The sequence below is a fragment of the Streptomyces sp. NPDC004031 genome (assembly GCF_053604375.1).
In genome coordinates this window covers 1-13158 of the sequence record NZ_JBSGHL010000075.1, presented here as the reverse complement: position 1 = coordinate 13158, position 13158 = coordinate 1, and the positions used below count along the sequence as shown (strand labels likewise).

Annotated in this window: 13 protein-coding genes and 1 pseudogene; 12 read left to right on the top strand and 2 right to left on the bottom strand. The window is 73.6% G+C overall.

Annotation, left to right across the window (positions count from 1 at the left end):
- Nucleotides 1–90 precede the first annotated feature (90 nt).
- From ACWERV_RS32705 to ACWERV_RS32670, 8 genes are all read left to right on the top strand, one after another.
- On the top strand, nucleotides 91–663 hold the full coding sequence (locus tag ACWERV_RS32705) for a hypothetical protein (protein WP_452940097.1): 573 nt from the start codon (nucleotides 91–93) through the stop codon (nucleotides 661–663).
- A gap of 233 nt (nucleotides 664–896) precedes the next feature.
- Nucleotides 897–1622 carry a hypothetical protein gene (locus ACWERV_RS32700; protein WP_452940096.1) on the top strand — a complete coding sequence of 242 codons (726 nt, stop codon included), beginning with the start codon at nucleotides 897–899 and terminating at the stop codon, nucleotides 1620–1622.
- Nucleotides 1623–1656: 34 nt separating this feature from the next.
- Nucleotides 1657–2388 (top strand): SAF domain-containing protein, encoded by a 732-nt coding sequence (locus ACWERV_RS32695; RefSeq protein ID WP_452940094.1) that lies wholly within the window; start codon nucleotides 1657–1659, stop codon nucleotides 2386–2388.
- Nucleotides 2388–3209 (top strand): hypothetical protein, encoded by an 822-nt coding sequence (locus ACWERV_RS32690; protein WP_452940092.1) that lies wholly within the window; start codon nucleotides 2388–2390, stop codon nucleotides 3207–3209. Before ACWERV_RS32695 ends, ACWERV_RS32690 begins: the two co-directional genes overlap by 1 nt.
- 4 nt (nucleotides 3210–3213) lie before the next feature.
- Nucleotides 3214–4707: a CpaF family protein gene (locus tag ACWERV_RS32685; protein ID WP_452940143.1), complete on the top strand. Its 1494-nt coding sequence runs from the start codon at nucleotides 3214–3216 to the stop codon at nucleotides 4705–4707.
- A complete protein-coding gene (locus tag ACWERV_RS32680; RefSeq protein ID WP_452940091.1) occupies nucleotides 4704–5636 on the top strand; it encodes a type II secretion system F family protein in 933 nt (310 codons plus the stop codon). The genes ACWERV_RS32685 and ACWERV_RS32680 overlap by 4 nt, the downstream gene beginning before the upstream one ends.
- Nucleotides 5633–6523, top strand: a complete 891-nt coding sequence (locus tag ACWERV_RS32675) for a type II secretion system F family protein (protein ID WP_452940089.1) — start codon at nucleotides 5633–5635, stop codon at nucleotides 6521–6523. Before ACWERV_RS32680 ends, ACWERV_RS32675 begins: the two co-directional genes overlap by 4 nt.
- A gap of 27 nt (nucleotides 6524–6550) precedes the next feature.
- Nucleotides 6551–6757: a hypothetical protein gene (locus tag ACWERV_RS32670; RefSeq protein WP_452940087.1), complete on the top strand. Its 207-nt coding sequence runs from the start codon at nucleotides 6551–6553 to the stop codon at nucleotides 6755–6757.
- 27 nt (nucleotides 6758–6784) lie between these two features.
- On the opposite strand, the gene ACWERV_RS32665 is transcribed toward ACWERV_RS32670, so the two are convergent.
- Entirely contained in the window at nucleotides 6785–6928 is a 144-nt protein-coding gene (locus ACWERV_RS32665) for a hypothetical protein (protein WP_452940145.1), read from the bottom strand.
- On the opposite strand from ACWERV_RS32665, the gene ACWERV_RS32660 reads away from it, so the two are divergent.
- From ACWERV_RS32660 to ACWERV_RS32645, 4 genes are read left to right on the top strand one after another with little or no spacing between them, the layout of a single operon-like run.
- Nucleotides 6870–7187 carry a TadE family protein gene (locus ACWERV_RS32660; protein WP_452940141.1) on the top strand — a complete coding sequence of 106 codons (318 nt, stop codon included), beginning with the start codon at nucleotides 6870–6872 and terminating at the stop codon, nucleotides 7185–7187. The two genes, ACWERV_RS32665 and ACWERV_RS32660, sit on opposite strands and share 59 nt — an antisense overlap.
- Before the next feature lie 29 nt (nucleotides 7188–7216).
- A complete protein-coding gene (locus ACWERV_RS32655) occupies nucleotides 7217–7645 on the top strand; it encodes a TadE/TadG family type IV pilus assembly protein (RefSeq protein ID WP_452940086.1) in 429 nt (142 codons plus the stop codon).
- Complete coding sequence (locus ACWERV_RS32650; RefSeq protein WP_452940085.1) at nucleotides 7642–8085, top strand: TadE/TadG family type IV pilus assembly protein; 444 nt, start codon at nucleotides 7642–7644, stop codon at nucleotides 8083–8085. The genes ACWERV_RS32655 and ACWERV_RS32650 overlap by 4 nt, the downstream gene beginning before the upstream one ends.
- A 17-nt stretch (nucleotides 8086–8102) precedes the next feature.
- Nucleotides 8103–11675 carry a LysM peptidoglycan-binding domain-containing protein gene (locus tag ACWERV_RS32645; protein WP_452940083.1) on the top strand — a complete coding sequence of 1191 codons (3573 nt, stop codon included), beginning with the start codon at nucleotides 8103–8105 and terminating at the stop codon, nucleotides 11673–11675.
- A gap of 436 nt (nucleotides 11676–12111) precedes the next feature.
- Here ACWERV_RS32645 and ACWERV_RS32640 read toward each other — a convergent pair.
- Nucleotides 12112–13158: pseudogene (locus ACWERV_RS32640) on the bottom strand (hypothetical protein); the annotation flags it as partial.

Here is a 13158-nt window from a genome sequence, read left to right as displayed (position 1 = left end):
AGCACACATCGTGATCACGCCGTTGCGAAGCGAGGCCGCCGCAAGGCCCTGGGCAACGGCCTGGGGGAGGTTTCTGTGACGCCGCAGCCTATGTCCCGCGCCCGCTCGATGCTCCGGCACATGCCCTGGGCGTGTGCCGCGGTTCTGGCCATCGCGCTGTCGGCCGGCTGCTCTTCGTCCGGCAGCGACAGCAACCACGCGCCGTCGACCGCCCCCCTGACAACGACCACTTCGCCGACGCCGGATCGCACCGCGCAAGCTCAGACCCAGGCGGTCGCGGCGTACGAAGGGATGTGGCGGACCGCGGTCCAGGTGTACGCCAGCGGTGACCTGACCGACCCCGACCTGCCGAAGTTCGCCGCCGACAAGGCGCTGGCGAACATCAAGGTGACGGGGGCGTATTACCAGGATCACGGGATGTCGGTGAAGGGCGAGCCGTCGCTGGCGCCGAAGGTGACGTCGGTCAGCTTCGCGAAGACGCCTTACACCGCGGCCATCACCGACTGCGTCGACTCCACCCACTACACCGAGGTTTACAGGGCGACCGGGAAGGCCGCGCCCCGCTCGGCGAGCCGGAGGCACGTGGTGACCGCGGTCGTCGACTTCAACGGCACGTCGTGGATCGTCTCGGACTTCACGATCGAGCGGGACCGGACGTGCTGAGACGCGCCGGGGTACTGGCTGTGACCGCGGTGCTGGTCGCGGGTGCGGGGCTTCCCGCGGCGTGGGCGGCTCCGTCGCCGCCCGGCAACGGAGCGCAGTGCCCTCCGGGCTCGCTCGACTGCGACGTCCACGCCGGCGGCAGCAGTCCCGTTCAGAGCAAACCGCCGCCGAAGCACTCGGGGGGCTCGAAGAATCCGGGGACGCGGACGTGCCTGATCGGGGGGACCGATCCGGTGCCGTGCTACCGCGACGGCCTGGGCTGGTTCAACGCGGCCGACAACTGCTACTGGCTGCTGATGGACCCGCAGCCGGCGCCGGATGACCCGCTGCGGACGACAGCGAACGGGTATCCGGGCGATGCCGAGGCGGCCAGGGGGAAGTTCTACAACGCCAGCTGCCCGGACTACGGCGGCCGGAACAACGCCCTGGCCGGCGGAACGCACTGGCGTGCCACGCCCCCGCCCGGGTACGGCGGCGGCCCGGACGTGCAGGCGCTCGCGCAGCAGGCGGTGACCCGGATGCGGCTGCTGGGTGCGGACGTCGGGATCGCGCCGTCGCCGGGTTCGAAGGGCGGGTCGGTGGGGTTCCCGGTGTGGGTGTGGAACCAGCCGGGGCCGCGGACGACCGGCCCGGCCTCGGCGACCGCCACCGCGATGGGTGTCACGGTCACCGCGACCGCCCGCGTCCAGGACGTGGCCTGGGACTTCGGCAACGACATAACCGTGGACTGCGCCTTCCCCGGTACCGCCTACCAGGCCTCGTTCGGCGCCCAGGCCCCGCAGGCGGCCAAGGGGCAGTGCGGCTTCCCCGGCTACGGGCGGCCGGGAATGTACGAGGTGCGCGCCACGACGACGTGGGCGGTGCACTGGGTCGGCGGTGGTCAGCAGGGCGACCTGACGACCACTCGGACCTCGCAGGTCCAGATCCGTATCGGTGAAGTGCAGGTCGTCGGCCAGTAGTGCCGCCCCTGCGGGTTCGAGGAGGACCCAGATCGTGAGTCACACTACGAGCCCTGTCCCGGGGCAGGCCACGGGCACCGCCCCGGGGCCGTCGGGACCGTCCTACGAGCCGGTGTCCCCGCCGCGGCTGATCCGCCGGCGCCGCCGCCGTCCCGCGATGGTCGCACTGTCGGCGGCGCTGATCGCGGTGGGAGGGCTGTCCGGGGCGGTGCTGTACTCCTCGTCGGGGCAGCGCACGTCCGTCGTCGTGATGGCCCGGGACGTCCCCGTCGGGGCGCAGATTTCCCCGGAAGACCTCACCGAGGCGTCGATCGCGCTGGACCCGGCGGTCAAAGCGGTCAAGTCTGGGTCGGAGAAGTCCCTGGTCGGACAGCGTGCCGCGGTGGATCTGAAGGCGGGGTCGCTGCTGTCGCCGTCGCAGGTGACGCGCAAGAGCTTGGTCGGGCCCGGCGAGCAGCTGGTGGGCGTGAGCGTGAAGCCGAACCAGTTGCCGGCCACACCGTTGTCGCCGGGGCAGAAGGTGCTGATCGTGAGCACCCCCGACCCGGACGCCGCCGCGGGCACGGCAGGGGATGCACAGGCCGGCGGTCAGGACGCTCCTCCGGCGACGCTGTCGGCGACGGTGGTCAAGGTCGGCCAGGCGCAGTCCGGTACGGGGACGGTCACCGTCGACGTGGCGGTCCCTGCCGGGGACGGGCCGGCGCTGGCCGCACGGGTGGCGACCGGGAACGTCGCGCTCATCGTCGCGGCGCGGGACGGCAGCTGATGGCGGTCGTCGCGCTGGCCGGCGGACTGGGGGCGCCCGGGGTGACCACCACGGCGATGGCGCTGCTGCTGACCTGGCCGCTCGACCCGGGGCACCGGGTGATCCTCGCCGAGTGCGACCCGGACGGCGGCGCCATCCTCTCCGGTGCACTGGAGGGCAGCCTCGACACCAGCCGGGGGTTGCGCAACCTCGCGCTCGCGGCCCGGCAGGGTCAGCTGGAGGAGGCCTTCTGGCGGCAGCTGATCGACATGACTGACGCCCAGAGCAGGGAGCGCTCGGTCCTGCCGGGGATCTACGACCCGGCACACGCTCCGGCCCTGGACCGGGTGTGGGAGCAGCTGGCCCGGATGTTCGCCGGGATCGAGCAGCACCGGCACGACGTGATCGTGGATCTGGGCCGCCGTGGTGCGGCCGGCCCGTCCGGGGTGCTCGCCAAGCGTGCGGACGTGGTGCTGATGGTGGCCCGCAACTCCCTTCGGGGGATGCAGAGTGCCCAGGTGAGGCTGGCGGCGCTGCGCGAGCAGCTCGGCGGCGGGGACCAGGTCGGCCTGGTCCTGGTCGATGTCGGCCCGTTCTCCCGCGAGGAGGTGCAGCGGAGCTTGAACACCGAGGTCGTGGCGGTGCTGCCGTGGCAGCCCGAGCAGGCCGCGGTGCTGTCCGACGGTGCGAAGGAGCCACGCCGGTTCGAGACCGGCGAGCTGATGCGGGCAACCCGAACCGCGACGACGCGCGTGCGGCAGATGATCGCGACCCGGCGGGCCCGGCTCGCTCAGCCGACGCCCGGCGTGAGCCGCGGCCAGGAGGTGACCGGTGCGCGCTAGCCCGATGCATCCCGACCCGACCGTCCCCGCGCCGCCGCGGCGCCTGCCGCCGGGGCAGGGCGGGGGGATTCATGGACTTCCGGGGCAGGCACACAGCCCCGGCGCGCTCGGCGTGGCCGCGCCCGGGTCGGTGGTGGACTACGAAGCGGTACGGCTGATCAAGGCCGCGGTCGGCGACCGGCTCGCCGAGGTGCTGCGGGCCAGTCCGCAGATGAGCGGGCCGGCGCAGGAGCAGCGGGGCCGTGCGCTGATCAACGAGCAGATCGCGATCTGGGCGGAGGCCGAGGCGTACAAGCAGGGCTCCGCGCCGAGCCCGGAGCTGGAAGCCGCGCTGGCCGCGGCGGTTTTCGACCTCCAGTTCCGGGCTGGGCGGCTCCAGCGCCACCTGGACAACCCCGAGGTGGAGAACATCTTCATCAACGGCTTCGACCAGGTGTGGCTGGACTTCACCGACGGGCGCCGCGTCCGGGTCGAGCCGGTCGCCGACTCCGACGAGGAGCTGCGCGAACTGCTGCGGGACTTGGCCCGCCGCACCCCTGGGCAGGCCGAGCGGAACTTGAGCACCGCCGACCCGTTCCTGGCGTTGCGGCTGGCCGACGGGTCCCGGCTCCAGGCGATCATCGACGTCACCCCGGGCACCTTTGTGACGATCCGCCGGCACAGCATGCGCGACGCCGTCCTGGACGACCTCGTCACCCGCGGGACGCTCGACACGACGCTGGTGGAGTTCCTGCGGGCCTGCATCCGTGCGCAGAAGAACATCATGGTCGTCGGCGGGCAGGAGGCGGGCAAGACGACGCTGATGCGTGCTCTGCTGCGGGAGATCCCCGCCGGGGAGCGGTTCGCGACGCTGGAGACCGAGTACGAGCTGTTCGCGCACGAGAACGGCTACCACCAGCAGGTCGTGCCGATGGAGGCGCGGGAGTCCAACGGGGAGCGGATCGACGGGCACGGTGCCGGTGAGATCTCGCTGATGGACCTGATGTACCGGGCGCTGCGGATGTCGCTGGCCCGGATCGTGGTCGGGGAGGTCCGCGGGCCGGAGATCGTGGCGATGCTCAGTGCGATGACCAACGGCTCGGGCGGGAACCTGTGCACGATGCACGCCAACGAGGCCGCGGTGGTTTTCGACCGGATCGCCGAGCTGTATCTGACGCACCAGGCGAACATGAGCCAGGAGCTGGCCTACCGGCAGGCCGCCAACGGCCTGGACTTCGTCGTGTTCATCTCCAAGGTCGACGAGACGCTGATCGGCGGCCACCGGCACCGGTTCGTCACACAGGTGCTGGAGGTCACCGGGATCGGCGAGGGCGGCCGGCCGGAGACCAACACCATCTTCGGACCGCGCGCCGAGTGGGGCGAGGACAGGGCGGTCCCGCACATGTTCCCGCGGTGCATCAACGACCTGCGGCGTGTCGGGTTCGACGCCGACCTGCTCAGCAATCCGCAGGGCGCGTGGCCTGGGCAGCTGCCGCTGATGATCCGGGAGGCATCGTGACCGGGCTGCTGCTGTGGGTCCTGACCGGACTTGCCGTCACCGGTGGTGCAGTGGGCGTGGTCGCTGGGCTGGTCGGGACGACCGCTCCGGCCCGCGCTTCGCTGTGGGAACGGCTGCGCGCCCGCGGCGGGCACGCGGACGCCGACGCGCGGATGCGCGGCCGCGCCCGCATCACGGCCGGAGCTGTGGCCGGGGCGGCGGTGTGGCTGGTGACCGGGGTGTTCGTCGGCGGCGCGCTCGTCGCCCTGGTGATCGCCGGGGTGCCGTGGCTGCTCGCCCCCACCAAGAGCACCACCGCGCGGATCGCGAAGCTGGAGGCGCTCGGGGACTGGACGCTGCGGCTGTCGTCGGTGCTGCGGCTGGGCCGCGGCCTGGACGAAGCCCTGCAGCTGTCCCGGCGCGGCGTCCCGGAGGCGATCGCCGGGGAAGTCGGGGACCTTGTCGACCGGTTGCAGGCCGGGTGGCGCCCCGTCGATGCGCTGGAGAAGTTCGGCGACGCCATGGACGACGTGACGGCAGACAAGATCGTCGCCGCGCTGATGCTGTCGGCGTCCGACCGCGGCCCCGGACTGGCGCAGGCGCTGGAGGACCTCGCCGGGTCCGTGCACGACGAGGTCACCAAGCGGCGCAACATCGAAGCGGACCGGGCCAAGTCCCGCACGACGGTGCGGTGGATGGTCTTCATCACGCTGGGGCTGGTGGGCGTCGGGTTCCTCGTGACCGGCTACACCCACCCGTACGCGCTGCTGCTGGGCCAGCTGGTGCTGGCGCTGCTCACGGGCGCGTTCGTCGCCGTCCTGGTGTGGATGCGGCAGCTGGCCAGCCACCGGCCCGTGGCCCGGTTCCTCGTGCGCGACCCGCGCAGCCGTGCAGCCGTCCCCGGCGGCCCGTCGTCCGGTGAGGACGAGCAGCTGGAGGTGGGGGTATGAGCCCCGTGGCCGCGGTTCTGGCCGGGTGCGCCGTCGGTGCGGGCACCGCGTTGCTGATCAAGGAGTTCTCCCGTTCGGCGCCCGCACTCGGTCCCGCTCTCGACCGGCTGAACGGTCCGGCGGCTGCGCCCCTTCCGGGCCAGGACACTGGCGCCGCCGACCGTGACGAGCGGTGGGGGGCGTGGCTGGTCGACCACCTCGGCGGCATGCCGGGGGTGCGGATCCCCCACAAGAACCTGGCTTTGGTGGGCCAGCCCGCGTCCCGGTTCCTGCTGACGAAGGTCGCGCTGGCCGGCGCCGGGCTGCTGCTTCCTCCGGTGTCGACGATCCCGCTTCTGCTGCTGGGTGTTCCGGTGTACGTGCCCGCGGTGTTCGGGCTGCTCGCGGCTGCGGTGCTGTGGATCGTCCCGGACCTCGCGCTGCGTGACCAGGCCCGGCGCGCCCGGGAGGAGTTCGCGCACGCGATGGCCGCCTACCTGGACCTGGTGGCGCTGCGGCGGGCTGCGAACGTCAGCGCCGAGCAGGCCATGGAACAGGCCGCCGCGGTGGGCAAGGGGTGGGCTTTCGTGCGGATCCAGCAGGCGCTGGCCCGCTCCCGCGTCGACAAGGTCCCGCACTGGGAGTCGCTGCGGCGCCTGACCGCCGAGCTCGACCTGCCGGTCCTGGACGACCTGGCCGCGATCATGCAGCAGTCCAGTGACGACGGCGCGTCCGTCTACGCCACGCTGCGCTCGCGGGCGAGGAACTTGCGCAACGAGCTGCTGGCCGACCAGGCCGCCGAGGCCAACGCCAACTCCGAGAAGATGACCGCGCCCGGAGCGCTCCTCGCCGTGCTGGTGATGGTGCTCATCTCCTTCCCCGCGGTCATCCGGATCCTGTCCACCTGACGTCACCCGTCTTCGAAGGAGCACACCGTGTACACGCTCGCGACTCGCCTGGCCACAGCGGCCCGGCAGACCTGGGACCGGCTTGAGCAGGGCCGCCGCCGTGGGGACGACCGCGGCGACATCTCGATCACCACCGTCATCATCTGGGGCGCCGTCATCGCCGGGGCACTCGTCATCGCCAGCACGATCGCGGTGATCCTCACCAAGTACAACGGCAAGCTGGGTGACCTCTGAGGTGCGCGTTCCGACTGCACTTGGGCGTCACGCCGCCCGGATACGGGCGGCGGCCCGGCGCGACGACGGCGACACCAGCATCGAGGCGACGATCGTCTTCCCGTTCATCATCTTGCTGACCATCGCCGTCGTGCAGGCCAGCTTGTGGTACCACGCGCGGAACATCGCCATGACCGCGGCCCGCGAGGGCGCGACCGCCGGCAGCCGCTACCAGCAGTCCCCCGCCGACGGGGCGGCGCAATCCTGGTCCACCCTTCACCGGATCGCCGGGGACAGCCTGCGCGGGCCCGGGGTGTCCACCAGCGGCAGCACCGGGCAGACGGTGCGGATCACGGTGACCGGAACCGCGGTGTCGATGCTGCCCGGCATGCCGGACCTGCACGTGTCGCAGTCCGCGAGCAGCCCGCGCGAGCGGTGGACCACCCCGTGACCCGGCGGTGGGAAGGGCTGCGTGCCCGCGTGCGGGACGACCGGGGCAGCGAAGCCGTCCAGGCCGCGATCGTCGTACCCGTACTGGTCGTGTTCGTGTCGATGGCCATCGCTGCCGGGCGGCTGGTCGTGTCCGGCGGGAAGATCGACGAAGCCGCCCAGGACGCCGCGCGCGCCGCGTCGATCGAGCGCACACCGGCCAAGGCGCAGAGCGCGGCGCAGGCCGCGGCCGCCCGAGCACTGGACGACCAGGGCATCCGGTGCGCGTCGACGACCGTCCGCGTCGACACCGGCGGGCTGACCGTGCCGCTCGGGCAGGTCGGTTACGTGCGCGCCACCGTGACGTGCATCGTGACCTTGTCGGACCTGCTGCTGCCCGGCGTGCCCGGGGCGAAGACGCTCACCTCGACGTCCATGTCGGTCGTCGACGCGCACCGGGCACGGCAGGAGCAGCAATGAGGTGTCCTCGCCAGTACGGTGCGCGGCCCGGCGACCGCGGCGGCATCGCCGTCTACACGGCCATCGTGACGATCGCGCTGCTCGGCATCGTCGGCCTGGTCCTCGACGGCGGCGGGAAGCTCCGCGCGACCGAATCGGCCGACAACATCGCGACGGAAGCCGCCCGCGCCGCCGGGCAGGCCGTCGACCCGGCCGCCGCGATCACCGGCAGCGGCGTCCAGGTCGACCCGGCCGCCGCGCGCGCCGCGGCCGACGCGTTCCTCCGCAAGGCCGGCGTCACCGGCAGCGTGGTGAGCATCTCCGCCGACCGCACCACGATCACCGTGACGATCCACGAGACCTACCAGACGAAGTTCCTGACGGCCGTCGGGATCACCTCGCTGCCGGTGACCGGCCACGGCAGTGCCACGCTCCTGCACGGCGTGGACCACCCCGAGTAAGAAGAGGCGCCCTGACGATGCCCCAGCCCTCCCCCGCCCCGCGCTCTGCCGCCGTTGCAGCCGTACGCGCCGTCCTGAGCGCCGCCGTGCTGCTGGTGCTGGTGGCCGGTCTTCCCGTGCTGCTGTGCTGGGCGACCACCGTCGTCGGCCCGCCGGGAGTGCGCTCGCTGGGGCACCTGCTGTCCACGCAGGACTCCGGGCAGGTGTTCCTCCTCGCGCTCGCCGTGGTCGGGTGGGCGGGATGGGCGATGTTCGCGGTGTCCGTCCTGGTAGAGATCCCCGCGCAGCTCGCCGGCCGCAGCGCGCCGCGGCTGCGGTTCGCCGTCGGGCAGCGCACCGCGGCGACCCTGGTCTCGGCGATGTTCTTCGTCCTGCCCGCCGGGACCGCGCTGGCCTCCGCCGCAGCCCCCGCACACGCCGCGACCCCGGTCGCCTCCGCGCCCGCCGACACCAGCCCGGCCGGCACCGGAACCGGGGCACGCCCGGTGACGGCGGCGGGCGTGCAGGAAGCCGGCGCGGCCGCCGTCACCCACACCGTGCAGGCGGTGCGGCCCGCGGAGAGCTTGTGGTCGATCGCCGAGCAGCGCCTCGGCGACGGAGACCGGTGGGAGGAGATCGCCGCCCTCAACACCGGCCGCACCATGCCCGGCGGGACCGTTTTCCGTGCTGACGCCGCGGTCCAGCCCGGATGGGTCCTGCACCTGCCCGACGACGCCACCCCGGCCCCCGCAACCACCGCCGACGCGTCCTGGCAGGACGCCCCCGGCACGCCGCCGGCCGCCCGCCCGGCGGCCGCTCACGGCGGTACGGACGCAGACGCTGCCGAAGCCGCCGGATCCGGAGAGGGCCAGGCCTCACCGGAGACGTACACCGTCAGGCCGGGCGACTCGCTCTCGCGGATCGCCGCCGACCAGCTCGGTGACGCAGACCGGTGGCCGCAGATCTACCGGTTGAACAAGGGCCAGGCCCAGCCCGGCGGGCACCACCTCACCGACCCGGATCTGATCTATCCGCACGAAGTCCTCCGCCTGCCCGGCGCCGCGGACGCCGCACGCCCCGCTCCCCCGGCCCAGCAGCACACGGCCGGACCGGCACCGGCCGCTCCCCCGGCCTCTCAGGACACCGCGCCCACACCACCGGTGCCTCCGGCCGCCCACGCCGAGGACGGCACGGCTGCGGCTCCGCCCTCCTCGGCGCCGTCTGCGTCCCCGAGCGCCTCCGAGCCCGCCCCGCAGTCCAGCGCCACGGCACCTCCCCCCGCCGTCGCCGGCGCAGAGCGCTCCTCCGCCGCCGCAACGGTCGCCGACGCGACCCCGACCGGCTCCCGGATGCCGCTGTACGCGGCTGGCGGCGGCCTGCTGGCGGCCGCGTTCCTGGCCGGGCTGGCGCTGCGGCGCCGCCACCAGCAGCGGCGCCGCGGTATCGGGCGCCGGATCGCGCTGCCGACCGGCAGCGCCGCAGCCACCGAGCAGGCTCTGCGCGCCACCCAGCAGCCCGACGTGCCCGCCTTCATCGACACCGCGCTGCGCACCGCGGCGGTGCACCTGGCCGCTGCGGGCCGAGAGCTGCCGGAACTCGCCGCTGCCGTCTTCGGTCCGGAGAACCTGGACCTCCACCTGGCTCACGCCGCGCCGTCGGTCCCGCCGTTCACCGCCGACGACGGCGACCTGACGGTGTGGCGGTGCCCGACCGGAACGAGCGAGCTGCTGGACTGCGCCCGCACCGCTGTCGTGGAGGCCCCCTACCCTGCGCTGGTCACGCTGGGCACGACCGAGGACGGGCGGACGGTCCTGGTCGACCTTGAGCAGCACGGCCTGCTCGTCGTGACCGGCCCCGACCGGCTCGCGGTCGTCCGCGCCCTGGCCGTGGAGCTGGCCACCTCCCAGTACGCCGAGCATCTGGAGGTCGCCGTCGCGGGCGAGGACACCTGCCCCGGGCTTCCCGGGCTGGTCCCCGAGTGGTTCACCCAGTACCCGGACCCCGAACGGGCGCTTCGCCATGCCAAGGCCCACCATCAAGAGCAGGCGCAGGCCCTGGCCCAGCTCGGCGCCGACGGGCTGCGGCAGGCCCGCCTGCGAGACGACCCGGCCTCGGCGTGGAGCCCGTACCTGCTCCTCGCCGACGACACCGTCACCGCCGCCGTGCCCGCGGTCTTCGCGCTTCCCGGGCTGCTGCCCCGCACCGCGACCGTCGTGGTGACCGCGGCCACCGCACCGCCCGCGCAACTCCCCGCGGGCGGCTGGGTGCTTGGCACCGGCAGCGGGCCGGTCAGGGTGCCGTCCACCGGCCTGGACGTCCACGTGCAGACACTCCCCCATGACGCCTACGACGACCTCGTAGACCTGCTCGCCACGAGCGACCAGCCCGACCGGCCGGCGCCCGCCGCGGAGCACTTCGTCGACGACCACGCCTCCCTCGGTGCCGGCGGCGCGGACGTACCGGTAAGCGCGGCCGCCGCTGTGCTGCCGGCTGGCGACATCGAACCGCCCGCGGCGGAACCCGGAGACGGCACGCTGGACAGGCTCCTGGCCGGCCTCGCGGGCATCGGCCTCGACGACCTGCCCGAGGACGAAGCCCCCGCCGGCGACGACGGCAGCGCGGACGACGCCGGCAGCGCGCCGCGGCACACGACCGGGGACAACGGCGGCGTCCCTGCCCAGGGAAGTCCTGCGCCGGGCGTGGAAGAGGCGATGCCGCCCGGCACGAAGCGCACACTCGGGGCCGCTGCCGGAACCGGGAACGGCCACGCGGTGGCGGCGTCCGACGCGTCGCCGAGCGTCGCGGTCCCGGCTCCGGCGCGAGCACCTGTCCTTCCCCGGGCGGAAGCGTCAGCGCCGGACGTCCCGCTGATCCGCGTGCTGGGCCCCGTCGACATCGTCGGCGCCTCCGGCCCGGTCGAGAGCAAGCACGCCCGGACCATCACCGAGATCGCCGCGTGGATGGTCCTTCACCCCGGCCTGGACCACCACGCTCTGGACGAGGCGATCTGGCCCGGCCGGGACGTGTCCCGCAAGACCCGCAACCCCTGGATCAGCCGACTGCGCAAGCATCTGGGCACCAGCCCCGACGGCGCACCGTACCTGCCGGCGATCGCCACCACCGACGACGCCCGGTACCGGTTCTCCGACCGCGTCACCAGCGACTGGCACGTGTTCCAGGACCTCGCCGCCAAGGGCATGACCAGCACCGGCGACCAGGCCGACGATCTGCTGCGCACCGCCCTGGACACGGTCCGCGGCCGGCCCTTCGCGGCGGCGCCGCCCTACCGGTACGTCTGGGCCGAGCACACCGCCCAGGACATGATCGCCGCAATCGTCGATGTCGCTGCCGCGCTCGGCGAGCGGCGCCTGGCGCTCGCCGACCCGCGCGGCGCCCTGTGGGCCAGCACCAAGGGCCTCGACGTCGCACCGGAAGCCGAGCACCTGTACCGGATCACCTTCCGCGCCTACCACGCGCTCGGCGACCACGAAGGACTCCAGCGCGCCGCGGAGCACCTCGACCGGCTCTGCGACGACCTCGGCTCGGACCGGGAAGAGGCCACCACCGACCTCCTTCGCTCCCTGCTCGCCGCAGCCGCGCCGCGGCGGTAGCCGGGTCTCAGACGTCCCCCGCCGGCGGCCGCCGGGCTCTTGGAACTGGAGCCCCTGTGGCCCGCGGAACCGCGGAGGCCTGGGCCCGGGGCTGGCTCCGGGCCGGCGGAAGAGACTCCACAATTCCAAAGTTGCCGCACGCAACTTTGGGCGCGGGATTCCGCTCGGCGGGCACAGAGGCCTTCCGCAGCGGTTGCACAACCGTCTCGTGCACCTGGGGCAAGCATCTGAGCAACCGCCCCGCGGCGCGGTTCCAGGCGGTGCAAGCAGGACCGAACGCCGATCATGCGCCGGTATCTCCCGGAAGGCGTCGGACCCCTGCGAGTGGGAACGGGAGCACTGACCGCTACACGGGCCAGGGGGTTTTGATCCGTTCCAAGCCATTCCAAGCTCATTTGATCGCGTGACGCGTGGCGCTGTGTGAGCGCCAATGCCGTCAGAGTTCGCGGCGGATGGCGCCCAGGTACTTGCGTGCCGTCTGCGGGGTCAGGCCGACCTGGCCCGCCAGGCGCGGCGCGAGCTGGTTGTCCGGGAGCGCCTGGTCCTCCGGCGTGAGGCGTTGGAACAGCACCCGCAGACCGTCCTTGCCGGCCGGGAGGGATTCCGGATCGGGCGTCAGATCGTCAGGCCCCTGGTCGTCGGGTTCCTCGGGAATCCGGGCCTGCACCGAGATGGGTGCCGGGCGGGCCTGCCGGGCGCTGGGCACGCCTGCGTACGGCGAAGAGCGCTCCGGCTCGGGATCGGGGTCCCCTTCGGGCTCGGGCTCTGGATCCGGTTGCTGGAACGCATCGTGGAACTCCGGCGGTGCAGGGTCGCTGTGCACGTCGTTCCAACCGGAACCCGATTCCAGCGTTCCAGCGGCCGGGCTTCGGGGCACAGCGGCGCTGTCGGTGAGCGTCTGCTCCCCCGCTGCAGCGGGCCGGCCCGTGTCCGCCGCGGCCTCGGGCCCGTGGCCTGGTGCCGGGACGGGCTGGGGGCGTTCCGGCAGCCGCTGGGCGTGGAACCAGGGGCTGCCGGGCTGTTCCACCTCGCCTCCCGGCTGCAGCTGCAAGACGCCGGTCTGCGGGCCCTGCTGCGGGTACGGGCCCTGGGGCCCCACCTCCTCGTACCGCGGGTCGAGGCGGGGGTCGTAGCGGGGATCGAAGCGCTGGTCGAACCTGGGGTCGTAGCGCCGGTCGAACCGCGCGTCGTAGGCGTGCCCGTACCCCGGCTCGACGGGCTGGGACGACGCCTCCCGCTCCGGCGCCGCGGCCGCCACGGCCTGCTGCGGCGGCGCGGCCTCGGCCTGCTGCAGCGCGGCCTCCGCCACCTGCTCGGGTGCGGGGGCGGCGGCGGTCAGTTCTTTGGGCGCGGGGCCCGTGAGGGGGTCGAGGCCCGCCGCGGCGAGTCCGGCCTCGGCGGTGTCGGCGAGCGGCACCCCGTACTTGGCCAGCCGCAGCGGCATGATCGCCTCGACGGGTGCCCGGCGGCGCCAGGCGACGCC